This window comes from Paenibacillus thalictri (assembly GCF_004307995.1).
Lineage (GTDB): Bacteria > Bacillota > Bacilli > Paenibacillales > NBRC-103111 > Paenibacillus_AF > Paenibacillus_AF thalictri.
Map to the genome: position 1 here is coordinate 263,271 of NZ_SIRE01000007.1, position 20,627 is coordinate 283,897.

19 protein-coding genes are annotated in these 20,627 nt (G+C 54.4%); 11 read left to right on the top strand and 8 right to left on the bottom strand.

The genetic code is table 11. The features are described 5' to 3' along the window. The first annotated feature begins 111 nt into the window (after positions 1 to 111). The 6 genes from EYB31_RS11515 (at position 112) to EYB31_RS11540 (ending at position 7,579) form a co-directional block, all read left to right on the top strand. Positions 112 to 1,911 carry a PrpR N-terminal domain-containing protein gene (locus EYB31_RS11515; protein WP_131013471.1) on the top strand — a complete coding sequence of 600 codons (1,800 nt, stop codon included), beginning with the start codon at positions 112 to 114 and terminating at the stop codon, positions 1,909 to 1,911. 115 nt (positions 1,912 to 2,026) lie between these two features. Beyond that, a complete protein-coding gene (locus tag EYB31_RS11520; RefSeq protein ID WP_165452354.1) occupies positions 2,027 to 3,334 on the top strand; it encodes a four-carbon acid sugar kinase family protein in 1,308 nt (435 codons plus the stop codon). Between the two features lie 28 nt (positions 3,335 to 3,362). Further along, positions 3,363 to 4,352: a 4-hydroxythreonine-4-phosphate dehydrogenase PdxA gene (gene pdxA, locus EYB31_RS11525; protein WP_131013540.1), complete on the top strand. Its 990-nt coding sequence runs from the start codon at positions 3,363 to 3,365 to the stop codon at positions 4,350 to 4,352. 128 nt (positions 4,353 to 4,480) lie between these two features. Continuing rightward, positions 4,481 to 5,536: an oxidoreductase gene (locus tag EYB31_RS11530; RefSeq protein WP_165452355.1), complete on the top strand. Its 1,056-nt coding sequence runs from the start codon at positions 4,481 to 4,483 to the stop codon at positions 5,534 to 5,536. Between the two features lie 218 nt (positions 5,537 to 5,754). Beyond that, a complete protein-coding gene (locus EYB31_RS11535) occupies positions 5,755 to 6,768 on the top strand; it encodes a galactitol-1-phosphate 5-dehydrogenase (protein ID WP_240762320.1) in 1,014 nt (337 codons plus the stop codon). 46 nt (positions 6,769 to 6,814) lie between these two features. Further along, entirely contained in the window at positions 6,815 to 7,579 is a 765-nt protein-coding gene (locus EYB31_RS11540; protein WP_165452356.1) for an SDR family NAD(P)-dependent oxidoreductase, read from the top strand. A gap of 188 nt (positions 7,580 to 7,767) precedes the next feature. Here EYB31_RS11540 and EYB31_RS11545 read toward each other — a convergent pair whose 3' ends face one another. Genes EYB31_RS11545 through EYB31_RS11555 form a run of 3 tightly spaced genes read right to left on the bottom strand, consistent with a single transcriptional unit; the run spans position 7,768 to position 10,462 of the window. Beyond that, positions 7,768 to 9,369: a hypothetical protein gene (locus tag EYB31_RS11545; RefSeq protein WP_131013476.1), complete on the bottom strand. Its 1,602-nt coding sequence runs from the start codon at positions 9,367 to 9,369 to the stop codon at positions 7,768 to 7,770. Continuing rightward, positions 9,366 to 10,082 carry an ABC transporter ATP-binding protein gene (locus EYB31_RS11550; RefSeq protein WP_240762322.1) on the bottom strand — a complete coding sequence of 239 codons (717 nt, stop codon included), beginning with the start codon at positions 10,080 to 10,082 and terminating at the stop codon, positions 9,366 to 9,368. Before EYB31_RS11550 ends, EYB31_RS11545 begins: the two co-directional genes overlap by 4 nt. Further along, positions 10,079 to 10,462 carry a GntR family transcriptional regulator gene (locus EYB31_RS11555; RefSeq protein WP_131013477.1) on the bottom strand — a complete coding sequence of 128 codons (384 nt, stop codon included), beginning with the start codon at positions 10,460 to 10,462 and terminating at the stop codon, positions 10,079 to 10,081. The genes EYB31_RS11550 and EYB31_RS11555 overlap by 4 nt, the downstream gene beginning before the upstream one ends. Before the next feature lie 174 nt (positions 10,463 to 10,636). On the opposite strand from EYB31_RS11555, the gene EYB31_RS11560 reads away from it, so the two are divergent. Together EYB31_RS11560 and EYB31_RS11565 are read left to right on the top strand one after the other, a co-directional pair. Beyond that, positions 10,637 to 10,936, top strand: coding sequence for a hypothetical protein (locus EYB31_RS11560; protein WP_131013478.1), 300 nt, complete (start codon positions 10,637 to 10,639; stop codon positions 10,934 to 10,936). Positions 10,937 to 11,062: 126 nt separating this feature from the next. Further along, positions 11,063 to 12,154, top strand: coding sequence for a YeiH family protein (locus tag EYB31_RS11565; RefSeq protein WP_131013479.1), 1,092 nt, complete (start codon positions 11,063 to 11,065; stop codon positions 12,152 to 12,154). A 10-nt stretch (positions 12,155 to 12,164) separates the two neighbouring features. On the opposite strand, the gene EYB31_RS11570 is transcribed toward EYB31_RS11565, so the two are convergent. From EYB31_RS11570 to EYB31_RS11590, 5 genes are all read right to left on the bottom strand, one after another. After that, positions 12,165 to 12,794 carry an ABC transporter permease gene (locus EYB31_RS11570; RefSeq protein WP_131013480.1) on the bottom strand — a complete coding sequence of 210 codons (630 nt, stop codon included), beginning with the start codon at positions 12,792 to 12,794 and terminating at the stop codon, positions 12,165 to 12,167. 41 nt (positions 12,795 to 12,835) lie between these two features. Next, the gene (locus EYB31_RS11575) at positions 12,836 to 13,732 is read right to left on the bottom strand and encodes a glycine betaine ABC transporter substrate-binding protein (protein ID WP_131013481.1); all 897 of its coding nucleotides are present in this window, start codon (positions 13,730 to 13,732) and stop codon (positions 12,836 to 12,838) included. Positions 13,733 to 13,746: 14 nt separating this feature from the next. Beyond that, positions 13,747 to 14,430 carry an ABC transporter permease gene (locus tag EYB31_RS11580; RefSeq protein ID WP_131013482.1) on the bottom strand — a complete coding sequence of 228 codons (684 nt, stop codon included), beginning with the start codon at positions 14,428 to 14,430 and terminating at the stop codon, positions 13,747 to 13,749. Next, positions 14,430 to 15,644, bottom strand: a complete 1,215-nt coding sequence (locus EYB31_RS11585) for a betaine/proline/choline family ABC transporter ATP-binding protein (RefSeq protein ID WP_131013483.1) — start codon at positions 15,642 to 15,644, stop codon at positions 14,430 to 14,432. The genes EYB31_RS11580 and EYB31_RS11585 overlap by 1 nt, the downstream gene beginning before the upstream one ends. Positions 15,645 to 15,786: 142 nt before the next feature. Then, complete coding sequence (locus EYB31_RS11590; RefSeq protein ID WP_276322040.1) at positions 15,787 to 16,317, bottom strand: DUF2179 domain-containing protein; 531 nt, start codon at positions 16,315 to 16,317, stop codon at positions 15,787 to 15,789. Positions 16,318 to 16,681: 364 nt separating this feature from the next. On the opposite strand from EYB31_RS11590, the gene EYB31_RS11595 reads away from it, so the two are divergent. The 3 genes from EYB31_RS11595 to EYB31_RS11605 all read left to right on the top strand — a co-directional run bounded on the left by EYB31_RS11595 (position 16,682) and on the right by EYB31_RS11605 (position 20,542). Continuing rightward, entirely contained in the window at positions 16,682 to 17,566 is an 885-nt protein-coding gene (locus tag EYB31_RS11595) for an ABC transporter permease (RefSeq protein WP_338119928.1), read from the top strand. Between the two features lie 101 nt (positions 17,567 to 17,667). After that, on the top strand, positions 17,668 to 18,549 hold the full coding sequence (locus EYB31_RS11600; RefSeq protein ID WP_131013484.1) for a carbohydrate ABC transporter permease: 882 nt from the start codon (positions 17,668 to 17,670) through the stop codon (positions 18,547 to 18,549). A gap of 424 nt (positions 18,550 to 18,973) precedes the next feature. Further along, positions 18,974 to 20,542: a type 2 periplasmic-binding domain-containing protein gene (locus tag EYB31_RS11605; protein ID WP_240762326.1), complete on the top strand. Its 1,569-nt coding sequence runs from the start codon at positions 18,974 to 18,976 to the stop codon at positions 20,540 to 20,542. Positions 20,543 to 20,627: the final 85 nt, after the last annotated feature.

Here is a 20,627-nt window from a genome sequence, read left to right on the forward strand (position 1 = left end):
CAAAGCTTTTTGGCGCTGTTAGCCGGTGCGTGAAGAGACGCTCGCCGGGCTGCTAGCGACAAGCGCGGTGCAGATGTGTATAATAGGTGTATAATTTTGCAACGGTGGTATATGATGCCTATTCAAGCGCTTGTTGTCGCCCCTTATCCGGGGCTTGCTAAAATGATATCCGACATGTCCGGCGAGCTGCCCGACTTCGAAATTACGGTCGGCCAGGCCGATTTATCCGAAGCGCTGGTTCTGATGGACGAGTGGAAAAATAAACATTTTGACGTCATCGTCAGCCGGGGAGGCACTGCGGAGCTGCTCCGCGAGCAAGCGGACATTCCGGTAATCGATATCCCGGTAACCGGCTACGACGCGATGCGGATGCTGCTGCTGTGGAAAGATGCCGCTGCGCGAATCGAGATGGTCGGTTATCCGAATGTGATCCGTCCGTTCCAAGCGGTATCGGAGCTGATCGGCATTCCGGTGTCTTGTTCGCTGCTCGGCCGGGAGGAGGACGCGGAACATGTGCTGGGGAACCTGAAGGCGCGTGGCGTGCAGGTCGTCGCAGGGGACACGATTACCGTCAAAAAGGCGGCCGAGCACGGCCTGCAAGGCGTGCTTATCACTTCGGGACGCGAAGCGGTGTTGGAGGCGTTCGAGCAGGCGCGTCAAACGTATTCCGCGTTAAGACGCTGGAAGGAAGCGGCGCGCTTCCAAATACAGCTGCTGGACCGGACCGGCGAAGGGTTTCTTGTGCTGGACGAGCTGGGAAATATCCGCTGGACGAACCGGGCTTTTCGGGAGCGGTTTGCCGGGGTAGAGGAGGCAACGTCCGTTTCGGAGCTCCATAGGTTTCCGCTGCTGGAGCAGGCCCTGCGTCTGCAAATGAAGCAAGGCGCTGACGGTGCGCTGCCTTTTCCATTGACGGACGCTGGCGAGCAGATCCGCGTTGAGTTCGGCAAACTGCAGTCGCAGGCGGAGCCGCAGCGGGAATGGCGCTGCATCATCGTGCGGCCGCTGGCCGGATTGGCGAAGGAAAACCCGCGTATGATTTTGCATGAATCCGCAGATGGCGTCCCGCCGGTCTACTCGCCCGTTACGGTGGATGAAATCGCTCAAGCGGCGGCGTGGACGGAACACGGACCGGTTGCCGTATGCGGCGAACGTGGTGTAGGCAAAAGAGAGCTTGCTCAAGCGGTTCAATATTTAATTGCCGCCGGTTCCGCCGCTGCGGCTCAAGCGGGCTGCCTTATGGAGCTTGTCGTAAATGGAGCCGATCAAGAATCGGCCTCCTTGCTTGCGGCATGGGTCCAGGACTTGGAGCCGGAGCAAGTGCTGCTGCTGCGCGGCATGGAAGATATGCAGCCGGCCGCCTGCAAGAAGCTGGCCGCTGCGCTCGCGGCATGCAAGGGGCGGGTGTTGTGCTCCTTCGAGCAGCCGGCGAAGTGGCGGGAGGAATCCCCGCTGCACAAGCTGTTTGGCCGGCGTATGATGCGTATCGCTCCGCTGCGCGAAAAACCCGAGCTGCTTGATTTGTTGCTTCGCGGCTACTTAACCGCTTATAACGAGCGGTACGGCAAACAAATCGCCGGCATTCGCCCGCCTGTGATGCAGCAGCTGCGGCAGTACGGCTGGCCCGGCAATGCGGAAGAGCTGCGGCTCACCCTGGATTTATTCGTGCGGGAGACAAACGGATATTATATCGAAGACCAAGTGCTGCCGCTGCTCGGTACAGCGCTGCTGCCTGCATCGGGAACGGCGGGCTGGCTGGATTTGTCGAAGCCGCTTGCCGAGATCGAGCGGGATATTATCGAATATGTGCTGGTTGAAGAACAGATGAATCAGTCCAAGGCGGCCCAGCGTCTTGGCATCAACCGGACAACATTATGGCGCAAGCTGAAATTGCCGGAAAATGAATCTTAATCGCAGCTAAGCCCCTTACATTCGTGTAAGGGGTATTTTTATGTTGCTAAAAGCAATGTATACAACTAATATTAGAGTATATTTATGTTTCATTTTTATAAAAGAAGGTGATGTGTTGAAAATTGCAATAGTATCCGATGATTTAACCGGGGCTAACGATACGGGAGTTCAGCTCGCGAAACGCGGATTCAGTACGGTTGTTCATTTTGGAATGGAGCTTGCGCTTGAGGAAATCGAGGCATGTGATGTTCACGTGTTTGATACGGACAGCCGTGCCCTGGAGCCGGCAGCCGCTTACGGCAAGGTTTATGAATTGGCTAACGCGCTGCAATCCGGACCGCCTTTTGATATCGTGTATAAAAAAATCGATTCAACGCTCAGAGGCAATTTGGGCGCGGAGCTTGACGCTATGTACGATGCTTTTCGGCCTGATTTTGCGGTTATCGCCCCGTCTTTTCCTAAGAATGGGCGCTGTATCATCGGCGGTATATTGTTCATCGACGGAGTTCCCGTCAGCCAAACGGAAGTGGCCAAAGATCCGAAAACGCCGGTGACGGAATCGTTTCTTCCCCGTCTGTTAGGCGCACAGACCGCAAAGCGAGTAGGCCATGTAACGCTTGAGCAGCTGCGGCATAAGGAAACGCTGGCAGATCGGCTGGAACAGTTCATTCAAGATGAGACTCCTTATGTTGTCTTCGATTCGGAATCGGAAGGTGATCTGGAGCTGATTGCGCAAGCAATGTCTGCGTCCGCTTACAGCGCCATCTGGGTCGGGTCGGCGGGACTTGCGTTTCATTTGGCCGGTGGGACAGAAATCGGCGGGTTTGCAGATGAGTCTCAAGGAGATGAGTCCGATTACAACGAGCAAGTGTTGTTGGTTGTCGGGAGCGTCAGCGGCAAATCCCGCGGCCAGCTGGAGCAAGCTTTGGCCAGAACCGATACGGCCGGCGTGGAGCTGGAGGCAAGCCGCGTCGCAGGCGACGATTCCGAACGCGCCGAGGAGATAACCCGGGTGCTTGCATTGGTCGAGGCTGCGGCCGCAAGCAAATGCCATGTCGCTTTATATTCTTCCGGCCGCCGGGAGCAGATCGCAGAAGCGGTTGCGGCGGGCCGGCGTTTCAACCGCGACGAAAGGGCGGTCAGCCAGCTTGTCGCCGATACGCTTGGCGAAATCGCGGCCCGCGCAGCCCGCTCGGGCGGCATCAAGCGGCTTGTGCTGACCGGCGGCGATACCGCCAAGCAGGTGCTGCTGCGCCTCGGGTGCGAGCGGCTGGAGCTGCTGGCCGAAGTGGAGCCGGGCATCCCGCTGGGCCGCTCGGCAGCGGCGGACGGGCAAGCGTTGTACGCCGTAACGAAGGCGGGCAGCTTCGGATCCGCAACCGCGTTAAGCGACGCTATGGATTTGCTTTTAAAAATCAAATAACAACTCATAGACAAGGGGAGATGTAATGATGTTGCCGGTAGTTGGAATTACGATGGGGGACGCAGCAGGAGTAGGGCCGGAGATTATCGTCAAAGCGCTGGGGGACCCGCAGCTTCACGAAACATGCAGGCCGCTGGTGATCGGAGATGCGAAGATGCTGGAACGGGCGAAAGCGCAGCTTGGCTCGGACTTGCACATTGCTGCAATAAGCGAAGCAGAAGAAGCGCGTTACGAGCCAAATACGATCAATTGCCTCGATTTGGATTTGCTGCCCGCCGATTTGCCGCTTGGCCAAATTTCGCCCGCAGCCGGAGACGCGGCCTTCAGATATATTAAGAAAGCGGTGGAGCTGGCCGAGCAAGGGCTGATTCAGGCGATTTGCACAGCCCCGCTGAATAAAGAGGCGCTGCAAAAAGGCGGGCATAAGTATCCCGGACATACGGAAATTTTAGCGGATTTGACAAATAGCGCCGATGTCTTTATGATGCTCACAGCACCCGGTTTACGCGTGATCCATGTCACGACACATGTCGGACTGATCGATGCCGTACGCAAAATCACGCCGGACCGCGTCTATAAGGTAATTCGCGCCGCCTACGATACGCTGCGGCGGGCCGGTATCTCCGCTCCGAAAATCGCCGTTTGCGGCATTAACCCGCATGCCGGAGAGAACGGATTGTTCGGCAACGGCGAAGAAGAAGAGAAAATTGTACCCGCCGTCGGTAAAGCGAGAGCGGAAGGAATCGACGCCGTCGGGCCGCTGCCTGCGGATACGCTGTTTTTTCGGGCGAGACGGGGAGATTTTGACATTGTCGTAGCGATGTATCATGACCAGGGGCATGGGCCGATCAAAGTGCTGGGCCTAGAGGCGGGCGTCAATATTTCGATAGGCTTGCCGATTATCCGTACCAGCGTCGATCATGGAACGGCGTTTGATATTGCCGGCAAAGGCATTGCCGATGAGTTGAGCTTGAAGGAAGCGGTGCGTCAGGCTGTCGAGCTTGCGCCAAGAAACTGACGTCCGGGGCCTGAAAGTCTGTGCGGGCATTAGACCGTCGCCATGCGGCGCCGGGACGCCCGCTAGGGATGCTCGCGCGCCTGAAAATCCGCGCGATCAGGTGCAAATGGGAAGGAAGGGGTATAACGATGGGGAACAATCGCAAAATCGGAGTTGGAATTATCGGTTACGGCTTTTCCGCAAAAACCTTTCATGTGCCGCTGCTAAAAGTTTTGGACGAATATGAAATCAGGGGAATCGTATCTTCGGATAAGACGAAGGTACACCGCGACCTGCCGGAGGTGGAAGTGTACGCCGACCTGACGGCTATGCTGGAGGACATGGACATTCAGCTTGTCATCAACACGGCGCCAAACGAACTGCATTTTCCGCTCACGCAAGCCGCGATTGCCGCGGGCAGGCATGTCGTGGTGGAGAAACCTTTTGTCAATACATATGCCGAAGGCAAGCTGCTGGCCGAGCAGGCGGAAGCGCACGGCGTTGTGTTAAGCGTGTATCATAACCGCCGCTGGGACAATAACTTCCGGACGGTGCAAGCGCTGCATCGGGAAGGAACTTTCGGAGAAATCATGTATTTCGAGTCGCGGTACGACCGGTATGCTCCGGTGGCGCGCCCCGGCTGGAGGTCGCAGAACTTGCCGGGGTCCGGCATTTTGTACGATCTGGGCTCACATCTGCTCGACCAGGCGATCACGCTGCTGGGGCTTCCGCTGTCCATTACCGCGGATGCGGCGATTCAGCGCGAGGGAGGCGAGTCCTGCGATTATTTCCATCTCCTGCTCGATTACGGAAAAACGAAGGCCGTGCTCCACTCCGGCGTATTCAGCCGCGAGGCGGGCCCCCGTTTTCAGGTGCACGGCACCAAAGCCAGCTTTGTCAAACACGGGACGGATCCGCAAGAAAATGCGCTGAAGCAAGGATTGCTTCCTGTTGACGACTCCTGGGGGAGAGAACCGGAAGAGCTGGCCGGCTGGATCAGCGACGGGGAGAATGGCGAGCGCCGCACGCAATACCCATCCGTTCCGGGCGACTACCGTCAATATTACCGGGAGCTTAAGGCCGCCATTGCCGGTGAAGGACCCAACCCGGTTACCGCCGAGCATGCCCTGACCGTCATCCGGCTGATCGAATTGGCCAATCTCAGCGCGTCTGCGAAAAGAACCGTCTTCCTGAACGAAACCTGATCCTATAATGAACATTATATAACGAACAAGCCCAATAAGAGCTTCTATTGCCGATTTACCTGGCAGAAGGGCTCTTTTTTGCACAAATGGAGCGGGATTGCTGCTTGTTTCTCCGTTTTGTTCGTTCAGCGAGCCGGATTCGAAAACATCTGTTGACGCCGTTTGTACCATTAACTATAGTGAAAATTGTAAACAAATGTCACGAGGAGTGGATGGCATTGGCAGAGGCCGCATCGTTAGCGTCTATGAAAGCATTGGTGTACGAAGGTCCGAAACTGTTAAACGTCCGGGAACAGCAGGTTCCTGAGCCGGGGGAAGATGATGTGCTGATCAAGGTGGAGCGGGTCGGCATCTGCGGCTCTGAAATCAGCGGTTATTTAGGCCATAACTCGCTGCGTAAGCCGCCTTTGATTATGGGGCATGAGTTTGCAGGCACCGTCGTTTCCGCAGGTTCGCGGACGCAGCGGTTTCAGCCGGGCGACCGTGTGACGGTCAATCCGCTTGTCACTTGCGGCGAATGCCGCGAATGCACTACCGGCATGTCGCAGCTGTGCGCCCGCCGCAAGCTGCTGGGAGCTCATCTGCCGGGCGCGTTTGCGCAGTATGTGAATGCGCCGGAAAAAAATGTATACGCTTTAAGTGATCATGTCGACTTTGACGATGGGGCGATGATCGAACCTTACGCTTGCGCGGTTCACATCTGCCGGCTGCTGAAGCTGACGCCTACCGACAAGCTGCTCATTGTCGGAGCCGGTCCGATCGGTTTGTTTACGCTGCAGGCGGCGCAGGTGTATGGCGTCAAACATATCGTTGTTGCCGATATTAACGCCGGACGTTTGGCGATTGCCGCGGAGCTCGGAGCGATCACCGTCGCATCGCTGCAGGACGAGGCGCCGCTGACTTACGATGCCGCGGTGGACGCCGTTGGACTGGAGATTACGCGCAGGCAGTGCACCGAGTATGTCAAGCCGGGAGGAAGAGTCGTATTTTCCGGTCTTCACGAAGACGGAAGCAAACTTCAATTTAATGCGCTGATCCGCAATGAAGTGACGATTACCGGTTCGTTTGCTTACAGCCGGGCGGATTTTGAAACCGCTTTAAGCTGGGTTGATGAAGGCCGTATGACGTTGCGCCCATGGCTTGCCCATGCGCCGCTGGAGGAAGGACAAAGCTGTTTCGAACGGCTGCTTGGCGATCCCGGCGGAATTGCTAAATTTATGCTGATCCCTTAACATAATATCTATAGTTGAATTGCAATCGCGAGAAGGGGGAAGTGCTGTGAATTTTTCCGGAAAAACCGCGCTAATTACCGGTGGAGCCCAAGGCATCGGCGCCAGCATTGCGGGGAAACTGCTTGCACTGGACGCTAATGTGGTTGTCGCCGATATGAACAAGGAAATCGGGGAGACGTTTGTTCAAGGATGGGCAGATCAAGGGAAGCAGGCTGTCTTCACTTTATGCGACGTTACCAAATCCGAGGATATCCAGGCTGCGGCGGCATTGGCGGAAGAGCGCTTTGGAGGCGTGGACATTCTTGTGAACAATGCCGGTATTTTTCCGCGGGCGACCTTGCTGGAAACGGACGAGGTGCTGTGGGACCGTATTATGAACATTAATCTCAAAGGCGCGTTTATGGCTTGCAAAGCGGTTGTGCCGTTGATGATCCGCCGCGGAGGCGGAAGCATCGTAAATATCGGCTCGCTGCATGCCGGCAAAGGCGGCGAGGATCTGTTCGCTTATGCGATTTCCAAGGGCGGCATTGTCACGTTGACCCGCAATTTGGCCCATGCGCTGGCGAAACACCGCATTCGCGCGAACTGCGTGCATCCCGGCTGGGTGGCTTCGGAAGGCGAACGCGAGTTATGGCGTCAAAAAGGCAAAGAAGAGGATTGGCTGAACGCGCAAGGAGAGAATATTCCGCTTGGCCGTCTGCAGACGGTCGGGGATATCGCGGAGACGATTTTATTCCTGAGTTCGGACAATGCCAGCCAAGTTACCGGACAAAGTGTTGCGGTGGACGGCGGGCTTGGATTTTTGATGTAAGCCGTACAGCAGCTTGAGGAGCCGGAGCGTGATTTGGACGTGGAAAGCCTGGTCCGCATAACCATGGCTGCTGCTGCCGGATACAATGTAAAAAGGTGGATAACCGGCGGTTTTGCCGCCGATTTACGCCTCAACCTTTAAGCCCGTCAATTCCGGTTCAACCGGAGTGGACGGGCTTATTTGTATGTTTACTTTTGCTTATTGCCGCCGGTAAGGGGCGAGTTTTTCATAAATAAATAATGATTCACATATTTCGCTCCAAGCCAGAAGCAGACGAAAGCGAACGGCAGAGCGATTCCGTATACCTGCAGCAGATGAACGCCAAAATCGGGCGCAGGCCCATCCAGCATTTTGCGACCCGCCATTTGGCCCGGCATAATCAGCCGGTTGCCGAGCTGAATGCCGAATATAAATCCTGCGTATACCGGCGCGACCAGCAAATACAGCAAGGGGTGCTTGGAGGCGGCGGGAATCACTTGTGCGGAAATGACATACAGGATGGCCAGCGGAATCATCAACACAACATAATGGGAAAAATAGTGCAGCGCAACCAGCAGCTGCTCTCCCGGCAGCGGGTTCGCCCATTGTCTCAAAGCGATTCCGGCGCCAACGCATAATACAAGCACGATAAAATAGACAAGCATGGATGTCGCATAAGCGAATACACGGCTGCCGACAAGGACAACTCGGGAGACCGGGATCGCTAGCCACCAGGATACAAAACCTTTTTGATAGTCGGCTTGTTTATTCAGCCAATAGATGACGATGCCCATGTAGCCGCTTGTCGCCATCAGCGTCAGCAGCGAGATCAGGTCAAGGAAGTCGCCGCCCTTCATGTACCCGGCAGCGGCCAGGATGACCATAATCAGGCATGCGATCAGCTTCGCTTTTTTCGGCGCATGGGCATGGAACGTTTGAAACCGCCGGCGCTCCATGGCGACCAGCGCCCAAAAAGGGCTCGGCTTTTTGGCCGGATCAACGGCGGCAAGACGATGTGTCCGGGTTGCATAACGCCGATGATCTGTGTCATCGGCCGTGACCGAGCCGCCGTGAAACCGGATGCGGCCCAGCCGCTTCATGCCAACCGCGGCTGTCAGCCATAAGAAGCCGCAGGCTAGCGGCCAGCCGAAGGCCAATATAAGCAGCGCGTAATACACAATACGCGAAGGCGCCAATTGTCCGTTTTCCCAAGTGAAATCGCCGGCTGTAAATGAGAAAATAAGCAGCGGCGTCATTAAATACATAAAGCCAAGAAACGCAACGATTCTCGTCCACCAAACCTCGAAAACGGCTAAAAGCAGCCCTAAGGCGGCCAATATAGGCAGCACGGCAAGCGCAAGCAGCAAATTGGCGCCTACCGCTTGCAGCATGGCGATGGCATCAGCTTGCCGGGCGAGCCCCGTCATCGCTTTGATCTCATACAACACAATCAACATCGCCAGCGTATAACCAAACAGGATCATACCGGCACGCACATACGCTAGAAGTTTGCCGAGCAGCAGGGCGGGGCGCGGATACGGAAGCAGCAGCCACCAATGTTTGTCTTGGCCGAGCCCCCGCAGATGCGGCGCTTCGGCGAGCATCAATATGTGCAGCATATTGGCGGTTAGCAGCACTCCCGCGGTCAATATTCCATTTAAGGAAGTATAACCGCGCATGAAGAGCAGACTTACAGTAAAAAGTGCAAGAAGAATGAGAGTGATGGCTTTATAATTGCTTCTCGGCATGCCCGGCATGTAAGGTTCATACCGGCTCAGAGCGACTTTGGCCAGCAGGGATACGGTTTTCATGAGAACACATCCCTGTACCGCGATTCGACCGACTTCCCATACTCGCGCAAGCTGTCCACGTCGTCAACGGCTTGAACACGGCCGCCTCCAAGAAATATCAACGTGTCAAAAAGCTGCTCCATCTCCCGGATATCGTGTGTCGCGATGAGAAAGGTGCGCTCCCCGTCGGCCAATTCGGCGACCACGGAAGAGGCGATCTGTTCGCGTGAGATCATATCCACGCCGGTGAACGGCTCGTCGAGCACGATCAGCGGGGATGTGCGCGCTAAGCAGCTGGCAAGCTGAAGCCGCATTTCCTCGCCGCGGGATAACGTGCCGATCGGCGATCCGAGCTGGATGCGCAAATCGTCCACCAGCCGCTCGGCCCGGGCTTCGTCCCAATCCGGGTACAGTTGGGAGGCAAAGCCAAGCCACTCTCCTGCGGTCAGCCAACCGGGCAGTTTTCCGCGGTCGGGCAAAAACGCCATCTTGCCAAGCGTCGGCACACCTGCAGGTTCGCCGAAAATCCGCACCGATCCCGAAGTCGGCTCCGCCAGCCCGGAGCATATTTTCAAGAGCGTCGACTTGCCTGCTCCGTTAGGGCCGAGCAGTCCGGCAATGCTGCCTTGTTTCACCGAAAAAGTAACGTTTTGCAAAATTTCTTTTTTCCTCAGCTTCATCGTGACTTGCCTGCATTCAATTGCAGCCGGTGTTTCGTCTCTGTGTGCCATCATTCGTCCTCCTCCGTGTTCGCCAGCTTAAGCAGCTGCTCCAGCGACAAATCAAGCGACTCCGCGACTTCGCGCAGCTTGCTTACCGCCGCCCGGGCGATCGTCCGCTTGCTGTCCAGAATGGCTTTTTCATCGTTGGTGACAAAGGTGCCTTGTCCCCGGTGGGTGACAATCAATTTGATCCTCTCCAACTCCTGATACGTTTTCATTACGGTGGTTGGATTGACGCGCGCCGCGGCAGCCAGCTCGCGCACCGACGGCAGCCGGGTTCCCGGCGGCAGCTCGCCGCGGGCGATGTCGGCCCGGAGCTGTTCAACGAACTGCTCGTAAAGCGGCCGCGACGGATCAATCCGGTCTTGATTTGGTTTCCACAGGGGGCTCATGGCCGGTTCACCTCTAATGCCTTAAGTGTATGGTTATGAGCCATACAGTGTAGTGTGAATTGTATCACGACACGCCATACACTTTCAATGAAAAAAACAATTGAATTATTTCTTTATTTCCGATAAAATAACTATGAAAAGAATGAATTGTACTTCACCTTCGGGGGTGTAATCATGACTGCGCAATTTCCTCATAACACGCCGTATGTACAGGTATCCGAGCAATCCGATACGAATCGTGAAGCGGGACAGAAGTTTGCCCCACAACAGGAGCTGCTGGAAGCTGCCGCTTATTGGAACCGCGACGCCCAGCCTTCTCATCTGCTGCGTTCGTTTGCCGCGCTGGCGCTTGTCTTGGTGTTTGGCGTTGTTTCCTACTGGCTGAATATGCCGGTTGTGTTCTGGTCGGGCTTGGCGCTCGCTGCAGCGTACCGCTTTATTTCCTCCAAAAATCGCTCCTCAAAAACGCATTAACCGCATCGGCTTTTAACATATAACGATTCCTTATGTTTTGCATAAATGTTTGCAATTTGCTATTCCCCCTTGCTCCGCTTACTATAAATCTTGTCAGCAGGAACGGACAGGAACGAGGGGTTAACGATGAATACATGGAAACCATACATGCCCGGCGTTGCATTAACGGGTGTGATCGCTTGCGCCGCGTATTTTCTGGGAACGCTTTTTCCTTTGATCGGGGGGGCGGTTTTCGGTATTATTGCTGGCATTCTTTTTAACAATGTGCGGCGGAAGCCCAAAAGCACGGTCGCCGGAGTGCGCTTCTGCTCGAAAAAAGTGCTGCAGTGGGCGATTATCGCGCTTGGCTGCCATCTCAGCTTGACGGAAGTATGGAAAACCGGCTCGGAGACGTTTGCGGTGATGCTGGTTACGCTGCTGCTGTCGTTTGCCGCGGCTTATTTGTTTGGCCGTGTGCTGCGTGTGCCGGCGCGGCTGGCCATATTGATCGGTGCGGGTACGGGTATTTGCGGCGGGTCGGCGATTGCCGCCATTTCGCCGCTGATTCAAGCGGAAGACGATGAAATCGCCTACTCGATTGCCGCGATTTTTATGTTTAACGTTGCTGCTGTGCTATTGTTTCCGATGCTTGGCCATCTGATGGGCATGTCTGACGGGGCATTTGGCTTATGGGCGGGAACGGCGGTAAACGACACCTCGTCGGTTGTGGCGGTAGGGTATGCGTACAGCGCGGATGCGGGCAATTATGCGACGATTGTCAAGCTGACGCGAACAACGATGATTATCCCGATGGCTTTTGCCATTGCGCTGTTTGCCGGAGTTAGCCAAAAACGCCGGGAGGCCACAGTGAGCGCGGCTGCGACAAGGGCGGCAGCGGCATCCGGTGCGGATACAGCGGTGGCAGGCGCTGCAACGAATACGGTCTCGGCTGATGCCGGGCGGAAATTTTCGTGGCTGAACATCTTCCCTTGGTTTATCGTGTGGTTTGTGGCGGCTTCGCTGTTCAACACACTTGGCTTATTCGGCGATACGGCACAACATATCATCCAGACCGCCGCGCAATTTATGATCGTGATGGCGCTTACGGCGGTTGGCTTGTCGACCGATCTGCGCAGCATGCTGAAAAGCGGCGTGAAGCCGCTGCTGCTTGGCTTGATTGTGTGGGTTGTCGTCGCCGTATCCAGTCTTGTCGTACAACATATGACCGGCCAGCTATGATGCGGCCGGTCTATTTTGTTAGCGTGCCGGCGCGCTGCAGGCGGCCGAGCAGGAAATCGGCCAGCAAAGCCAGCAGCGCAGCCGGAATCGCTCCGGCATACAGCCGGGCCGGGTTATCCATGTTGATGCCGGAGTAAATTTCCCGGCCGAGCCCGTTGCCTCCGACCATCGGCGCAATCGTTGCGACGCCGATCGCGATGACCGCCGCAACGCGGATTCCCGTCAGAATGAAGGGGAGTGCGAGCGGAAGCCGGACCTTCACCATCATCTGCAGCGGACTCATGCCTACGCCGCGGCCTGCTTCCAGCACGTTTGGATTTACTTGCGTCAAGCCAACGTACGTATTGCGGATAATCGGCAACAGTGAGTACAGAAATAAACCGATGACGACGGTTTGCGAGCCGAGCCCAAACACGATCATCAGCAGCACAAGCAAGGCCAAGGTGGGGAACACCTGGATGATGTTGGCAACCGTGAGAATGACCGCCGACATGCGGCGGGATCTGGCCGAGATCATGCCTAGCGGTACGCCGACGATCAAAGCCGCTGCCAAACCGATGGCCACCATCGCGATATGCTGCCCCAAAAAAACGAAAAGATCGGCCCAATTTTCGCGAATGTAACTTAAAAACAAGGACATATTTCAAGCCCTCCCTCGAATGGATCCGTCTTGGATCCGTGTTATTTCAGCAAACCGATGCTCCGCAAATAATCCTCGGCCACTTTTTTCTCATTCCGCTTTTTGACATCGACCTCGTAGTTTAAATCAACCATCGTTTGGGCATTGATTTTACCGATCAGAATGCCGATCACTTCGTTTAATTCAGGATGTTTTTCCAGCGTCTCTTTGCGAATAACCGGCGACGCATCGTAAGGCGGGAAAAAATGCTTGTCGTCCGCCAGCGTCTTCAGATTGTATTCCTTGAGTCTGGCGTCGGTGGAATAAGCAAGCACGATGTCCACCTTGCGGTTTGCGACCGCATTATACACTAGCGCGATTTCCATCGGGAACGTCTGGGCGAAGGTGATGCCGTAATGCTTCTGGAATGCCGGGTAGCCGTCGTTGGCTCTCTCCAGCCAGGTGGTATCGACGCCAAGGCGCATGGATCCGGCCAGTTCTTTGACATCGGAGATGTTTGCCAGCCGATGCTGATCGGCCAAATCTTGACGTACCGTAAAGGCGTACGTATTTTCAAAACCAAACGGGTCAAACCATTTTAATCCGAAATAACGGTCGAACCCTTGCTGCGCTTGCTGCAGCACCTTTTGACGGTCGTTTGTCGGTTCGATAGGGAAATAGTTGTCAAAAATCGATCCGGTATACAAAGTGCCCATCTGGATATCGTTATTTTTCATCGCATCCAAAACAACGGTGCTGGAGGCGAGGTCGGGCAGCACGTCAACCGTCAGATCGGTGCGGTCTTCGATCAGTAACTTGTACATATGGGCGATAATTTTCGGCTCCGAGAACGTCTGGGTGCCGATCCGAATCGTATTTTGTTTGCCGCAGCCGGCAGTAACCGTAAGCAGCGCGGCAGCTATTGCCAGCGTCACAGCTAAGCGCCCGGAAAACTTCATGCCCGTCTCCCTCCTCATGCAGCTTCTCGCGTTTGCGCGGCCGGTTCCGACTTGGTTTTGGTTGCCGCCCAACGTTCCGCCACGGCCAGGCAAAAGTCGGCCGCCAGCGCAAGCAGTACGGCCAATATGGCGCCGGTGACGATCAGCTCTTTTTTGTTGACGCCCAGCCCGGTAAAAATCAATTGCCCCAGACCGCCGGCTCCGATCAGTGTGGCCAAGGTGGCCCAACTGATGACATATACCGTCGTTACGCGAATGCCGGCCATGATGTAAGGGAAGGCGAGCGGCAGCTGGATGCGCAGCAGACGCTGCGCGGAGCTGTAGCCCATGCCGCGTGCGGCCTCCAGCACATGGGGATCGACGGCTTTGCAGCCGGAGAATGTGTTTCTCATCATCGGCATTAACGAATACAAGAACAACGCAAAAATGGCCGGTGTTTTCCCAATGCCAAGCAGCGGGATCAGGATGGCCAGCAGGGCAAGGCTGGGTATCGTCTGCAGGATGTTGGCAATGCCGAAAACAACTTCGTTCAGCCAGCCTTTGCGGTTGCCGGCCAGCAGCACGCCAACGGGAATCGCGATCAGCGCTCCGAGCACGATGGAGACAAAAGAAATGAGCAGATGTTCCTTAAGCGCCGTGAAAATATCTTCGTGACGGCTTACGAGGAAAGTCCAATAATCGCCGAGCCATCCGGTCATCAATGCGTCACCCCATCTTTGGTATCAGAAGAAATCTCGCCGTGAAGCTCGTGCGGCGAATGTCCGGCTGTCTCATCTTGGGTGGGGTCGGCCACGGCGTTGTCCGTATTGTAGACCTCGGACAAGTGACGGACCATGCTGCCCTTAGTCAATAACCCGATAAATTTGCCGTTCTGAACGACAGGCAAAGGCAGATGATCCATAAGCGACAGCACCTCGGCAATCGGCGTGCCGGATTCCACGATATGTTCAAAGGGCTTCATGACATGGCCAAGTTTGGTATGTTCTTCGCTATACCGCTGCAGCACTTGAAATATCGAAGCGGAGCCGAGCAGTTCTTTTTTCTTGCCAATGATAATCAGCGAGTCGACCCGGTATTTCTCCATAATTTTGACCGCTTCAGCCATTCCACGCTCAGGAGACGCCGTGACCGGGTGTTCGGCCATCACTTCGTCCACCGTCAGGCCGGGGCCAAACGGTTCGGCTTGAAGACGTTTTTTTCCGATAAAGCTTTTGACGAATTCGTTTGCCGGGTGGCGCAAAATATGTTCGGGACTGCCGACCTGCACGATTTCCCCGGCCTTCATCAGAACGATCGTATCGGCGATTTTGATCGCTTCGTCCATATCGTGGGTCACAAACACAATCGTTTTCTTTAAGTCCTGCTGAAGCCGGACAAGCTCGTCCTGCAGCTGCTCGCGGCTGATCGGATCCAGCGCGCTGAACGGCTCGTCGAGCAAAATAATGTCCGGCTCGGCGGCTAACGCGCGGATCACGCCGATTCGCTGCTGCTGTCCGCCGCTTAATTCGGAAGGATACCGGCCGGCGTATACCTGCGGATCCAAATCGACCATACGCAGCAGCTCGTCGACGCGGCTGTCGATTTTTTGCTTGTCCCATTTCAGCAGATGGGGGACGACGGCGACGTTTTTGGCGATATTCATATGCGGAAACAGCCCGATATTTTGGATCACATAACCGATTTTTCTTCTCAGCTCGACCGGATCCGCCAGTGCGATGTCTTTATCGCGAATATATATTTTTCCTTTGGTTGGATTGTTCAGCCGGTTGATATGCTTCATGAGGGTCGACTTGCCGCATCCGCTCGGCCCAATTAGGACGGTGAGCTCGCCTTGCTTTATTTCCAGGTTGATGGATTTTAAGGCGACAAAACCGTCTTCGTAGGTTTTACCGACGTTTTCAAATCGGATCATGCTTCCGCCACCTTTATGTATTGGAAATTCTATAGTTATATAAATTGAACAAATGATTTAGAAACCCGTTCTTCCTGGATGGAAGTTTGTTATATAGCTTGTCCGGTTGGCCTTATATTCATGAGAACATCATGAAGGACTCTTAAGATTTTCCGCCGCGCAGCCGCTTCGTCCAAAATCCGCCGTGAAACGTGCGGGGTTCGTAGGAGATGATAAACGCTTTGGGGGCGATCGCTCGGATGAGCTGCAGCAGATGTTTTTCCTGGCTTCGTTTAGCCAGAACCTCCATGACCAGACGGGGGCCGTCCTTGCCCTCCGCCGTCCAGTGGGTCACTCCAAAGCCGTTCTCGCGGATTAATCCGGGCAGATGGCTTGCCTCATAGTCAACAACGATTTGCAGGGTGGAGTAGCCAAGCGCCAGCCATTCTTCGATCTTAATGCCGAGCCATACGCCGCAGCCCCAGCCGATGCAATAAGCGGCAAGATTCAGCGGTTCGTTGATGTTGCTCAGCACGATATTCAGCGCTTTTAAATAGACAAAAACTTCGAACATGCTGATGAACGAAGCGAGCAGTCTGCGGGATTTCATCACCAGAATGATGCGGATCGTAAACAAGGATACGTATACGATATTCATGACGGCAATGACAACAATGGTATTGACAACGTTCAATTGAACGCCTCCTTCAGCAGGATTCGTAACGATACTAATTATTGGATAAAAGCGCATCCGGCATTCGCGCCGGGACAAATTCATGCCGCAAGATTTGCCTGAACGGCGGCCGAAGCTGGAGTAGCGCTTCCGGGAAGGCCGGGCTTGCCGCAAGGACATGACATCCTATGCCGCAGCCGATAAAATCCGCGGAGCGCAAGATTTGTCTGTATTTTGCCATTTTCAGGCACGTTATACTAAGCCTTGTTCAGACCAAAAACAGACATTTGCTTACTACTTTAGAAGAGAGGTGCTCAAAATGCAGCCGTCCGTATTAACCCGATCCCAAAGCGGGACTCGCATGAAATTTCGTCTTTGGAAAACCATGATGCAGTACAAAATGATGTATTTGCTGGCGCTGCCAGGACTCGCTTTTTTTATTTTGTTTAAGTTTGTGCCGATGTGGGGCCTGCTGCTGGCGTTCCAGCAGTACAATCCGTATGTCGGCATCAGCGGCAGCGAATGGGTCGGATTGAAACATTTTATCGAATTGTTCACCGACCACAATTTCTATATCATGCTGAGAAACACTTTTGCCATTAATTTGTTTGGCCTTATCTTTATGTTTCCGCTGCCGATCTTGCTTGCGCTGATGCTCAATGAAGTCAGGCATGAGGTATTCAAGAGAGTCAACCAATCGATCGTTTATTTACCCCATTTCTTGTCTTGGGTCGTTGTAGCGAGCTTGACGTTTATCATCTTGTCTTCGGATATCGGCATCATCAATAAAATCATGTCCGAGATGGGTTATGAACGGGTGGCGTTTCTGTCCAATCCGAATTATTTCTGGGGGCTCATTACGGCGCAAAATATGTGGAAGGAAGCGGGCTGGGGCACGATCATCTTCCTTGCGGCGATGGCCGGCGTCGATCCGCAGCGTTATGAAGCGGCCGTCGTCGACGGAGCCAGCCGGTTCCGGCAAATATGGCATATCACGCTGCCGGCGATTCGGCCGACGATTATCATTTTGTTGATTTTGCGGCTGGGGCATATGGCCGATGTCGGGTTCGAGCAGGTGCTGCTGATGATGAATCCGCTTGTGACCTCCGTCGCCGAGGTGTTTGATACGTATGCGTATTCAATCGGTATTTTGAAAGGACAGGTCAGCGTTGGCGTCACCGTCGGTATGTTCAAAGGCGTCGTTGGGCTTGTGCTGGTGCTGGTGTCCAATTATGTTGTGAAAAAAATGGGCCATGAAGGCATTTATTGATCTTCCTTGGTACAACGCGTGGGGTTCGACTACCGCCATGCATGCCGGGACGCGGACTTGTGATTTGCGCGAGTCTGAACATTGTTGAAGGAGGGAAATTTATGAGTTTTGTCGCTTCCAAAAAACCGACGACTTTTGATTATGTAAACTATACCGTGTTGTCATTGATTTCGCTTGCCTGCGTTTTTCCGTTTATTTATGTGTTCAGCGTTTCTTTTACCGATCCGAAGGTATACGTGCCGCTAAAATTTTACTTGTTTCCCGACCAGTGGTCGCTTTCAGCCTATAAATACATCTTGTCGACGAACAGTTTCTTGAATGCGCTGAAAAGCACGGTTTTTATCACATTAGTCGGTACAGCGCTCAGCGTTGTCGTTTCGTTTATGTTCTCGTATGCTTTAACCAAGAAAGCGATGCCGGGGCGTGGCATTATGCTGGGGGCCGTCGTTTTTACACTGGTGTTTAACGCCGGCATACTGCCGAGCTACCTGTTGATCAAACAGCTGGGGCTGCTTAATTCGCATTGGTCCTTAATTTGGTCGGGCTTGTCGAGTGCATGGAGCGTTATCGTGATCAAAAGTTTTCTGGAGTCGCTGCCCTCAGAACTCGAGGATTCCGCGCGAATCGACGGCTGCTCGGATATCGGGGTGTTTTTGCGGATCGTCATCCCCTTGTCGATGCCCGCGATCGCCGCGTTTACGTTGTTTTTTGCCGTGACTTACTGGAACACTTATTTTAACGCCTTGATTTATTTATCCGATTCGAAAAAGTGGACGCTGCAGGTGCTCGTCAAAACGCTGGTCATCGATTCCGACTCGACCGGCGTCGGACAGGCCGGCTCGGGCGGCGACGACCGGATTGTGCCGCAAGAGACGATCCGTATGGCTTCCATCATGCTGGCGATGGCTCCGATCCTGATTGTGTACCCGTTCTTGCAGAAGCATTTTGCCAAAGGGGTTATGCTTGGCTCGATCAAAGGTTAAGGCAAGCCGCTGAGAGTCTCCGGCCGCCGTTATGCGACGCGGTCGCAGTAACACGCGCTGGGGATTCGCGCACCTTGGAAATGCAAGATGCCTTCCGCACCGCTTTGCCGTCCGCTATCGGTGCAGTTGCGGTTTAAAGCGGAGGCAAGCGGACTAACGCGCAGGCGGACAATAATTGCGATGGCCCTTCACAACGGAGAAACCGCACGGATTGTCTGTTTGCCGCCCGGCGATATTGGCATAAGATCAGCGTAGGCAAAACAGAGGCCGCTGAAAAAGTAGCTTAAGTGAACGAAATCATGCTGGAGAAGCGCCAGCGTTCGCTTTTTCAGTGGCCTCGGCAAAACATGGCAAACGCTTACGCCGCCGGCTGCCGAGTGCCGATGTTGAGCGTTTCACTACATTTTTAAGGGAGGACAAAAAGATGGGGAAAAGTATGAAAGGCTGGATGTCGACAGGGGTGTCCGTTATGCTCGCGGCATCGCTCGCCGCAGGCTGCTCGTCCGGTCAGGAAGCAAGCAAAGGGGCCGCGCAGCCGGGCGCGGGGGAGCCGAAGAAAGAAGCGCAGGCCGGGGCCAAGACGGAATCAAAACCGCTTGCGATTAAGATGTTCGCCGGCTTGTACAACGATGTGCCTGACATGAACAACGCTTATTGGACCGAGTGGCAAAAAAGAACGAATTCAAAGCTGGACATCGAATGGGTGCCTGACGGCGATTTAAACACCAAGCTGGATCTCTTGCTTGCCTCCGGCGATTTGCCCGAAGTGCTCGCTTCGCCGACATCAACGCGCCCGACGCTGCTTAATGCGATCCGCAACGGCGCGTTCTGGGATCTTACGCCATTCCTCGGCGATTTGAGCCAGTACCCGAATTTAAAAAATAATTTGGCCAAAGACGCGCTGAAATATTTGACCGTCGACGGTAAAATCTACGCGGTGCCGCGTTCGCGCTCACGGATCGACCCGGGGATCAAAATCCGCAAGGATTGGCTGGATAAGCTGAATATTCCGGTTCCGACAACACTTGACGAATATGCCGCCGCCTTGAAAAAAATCGTCACCAGCGATCCCGACGGCAACGGGAAAAACGATACGCTTGGCCTGATCGGCCACGGTGTCATCGTTAATGACGGCGATGCCAGCTTTGCCGCCGGCTTCGGGGCATCGGACCCGACTTATAACGCGGAGGGCGGCCTGATTGAATCGCGGCTTACCCCGCAATACGCCGATTTGGTCGCATGGTTCCGCGGTCTGTATCAGGACGGGGTGCTTCCGAAGGAATTTGCCGTGATGAAAAAAACGCAAGCCGAAGAGCTGTACAAGACGGGCATGGCCGCATCGTATGTGCGCAGTATTTGGTGGGATGACGAATGGGAGAAATCGATCGCCAAAACCCAGCCGAACCCGAAAATTCTCGATCTTCAGCTGAAGGGGCCGAAAGGCGACGCCGTCGACCTGCAAACCGGCGTGTCCGGAGGATATTACATTTCCAAGAAGGTGCCTGAAGAAAAGGTGAAGCAGCTGCTGAAATATTTTGATTACACCGCTTCCCAGGAAATTACCGATCTTGGTTATTACGGCATCGAAGGGGTGCACTACAAGTCGGTTGACGGCCAGAAGGTGCTGACCGAACAAGGCGTAAAAGAGGTCAATACGACAAGCAAAGGCGCGGGTGTGCTCGCTTATGCCAAGTGGGGCAAGGTGGAAAGCGCTTCGGGCACCAAAGCTTTTAACGATGCGAAGAAAAAAGAAGTGGAGAAGTTTGACGAGATCGGCAAAGTAAATCCGTTTGCGTTCTCCCAATCGACAACATGGAACAATACGTGGACGAAATATGAAAACGAGTGGAAAGCTATGGTCACTAAAGCGATTGTCGGACAAATTACGATGGACGAGTATAAAGCTTATATCGATAAGCTGAACAATCTGCCGGAGATGAAAACGGCTTTTAAAGAGTTTGCGGCCTCCTACAAGCAGTTTATGGGCAAATAGGCAAAGGTCTTCTGAGGCCGCCAGCAGCGCAGCAGAACGAGCGAAGGACATGATCCTTAAGTGCGGGTTAACTGTTTTGCAGAGG

What these genes read in the sequence shown, in the direction of transcription:
- EYB31_RS11565 (WP_131013479.1), top strand. Translation starts at nt 11,063, where the DNA reads ATGAATACATGGAAACCATACATGCCCGGCGTTGCATTAACGGGTGTG.
- EYB31_RS11585 (WP_131013483.1), bottom strand. Translation starts at nt 15,644, where the DNA reads ATGATCCGATTTGAAAACGTCGGTAAAACCTACGAAGACGGTTTTGTC.
- EYB31_RS11600 (WP_131013484.1), top strand. Translation starts at nt 17,668, where the DNA reads ATGAGTTTTGTCGCTTCCAAAAAACCGACGACTTTTGATTATGTAAAC.
- EYB31_RS11580 (WP_131013482.1), bottom strand. Translation starts at nt 14,430, where the DNA reads ATGACCGGATGGCTCGGCGATTATTGGACTTTCCTCGTAAGCCGTCAC.
- EYB31_RS11545 (WP_131013476.1), bottom strand. Translation starts at nt 9,369, where the DNA reads ATGAAAACCGTATCCCTGCTGGCCAAAGTCGCTCTGAGCCGGTATGAA.
- EYB31_RS11595 (WP_338119928.1), top strand. Translation starts at nt 16,682, where the DNA reads ATGATGCAGTACAAAATGATGTATTTGCTGGCGCTGCCAGGACTCGCT.
- pdxA (WP_131013540.1), top strand. Translation starts at nt 3,363, where the DNA reads ATGTTGCCGGTAGTTGGAATTACGATGGGGGACGCAGCAGGAGTAGGG.
- EYB31_RS11560 (WP_131013478.1), top strand. Translation starts at nt 10,637, where the DNA reads ATGACTGCGCAATTTCCTCATAACACGCCGTATGTACAGGTATCCGAG.
- EYB31_RS11570 (WP_131013480.1), bottom strand. Translation starts at nt 12,794, where the DNA reads ATGTCCTTGTTTTTAAGTTACATTCGCGAAAATTGGGCCGATCTTTTC.
- EYB31_RS11555 (WP_131013477.1), bottom strand. Translation starts at nt 10,462, where the DNA reads ATGAGCCCCCTGTGGAAACCAAATCAAGACCGGATTGATCCGTCGCGG.
- EYB31_RS11605 (WP_240762326.1), top strand. Translation starts at nt 18,974, where the DNA reads ATGGGGAAAAGTATGAAAGGCTGGATGTCGACAGGGGTGTCCGTTATG.
- EYB31_RS11530 (WP_165452355.1), top strand. Translation starts at nt 4,481, where the DNA reads ATGGGGAACAATCGCAAAATCGGAGTTGGAATTATCGGTTACGGCTTT.
- EYB31_RS11575 (WP_131013481.1), bottom strand. Translation starts at nt 13,732, where the DNA reads ATGAAGTTTTCCGGGCGCTTAGCTGTGACGCTGGCAATAGCTGCCGCG.
- EYB31_RS11515 (WP_131013471.1), top strand. Translation starts at nt 112, where the DNA reads ATGATGCCTATTCAAGCGCTTGTTGTCGCCCCTTATCCGGGGCTTGCT.
- EYB31_RS11550 (WP_240762322.1), bottom strand. Translation starts at nt 10,082, where the DNA reads ATGATGGCACACAGAGACGAAACACCGGCTGCAATTGAATGCAGGCAA.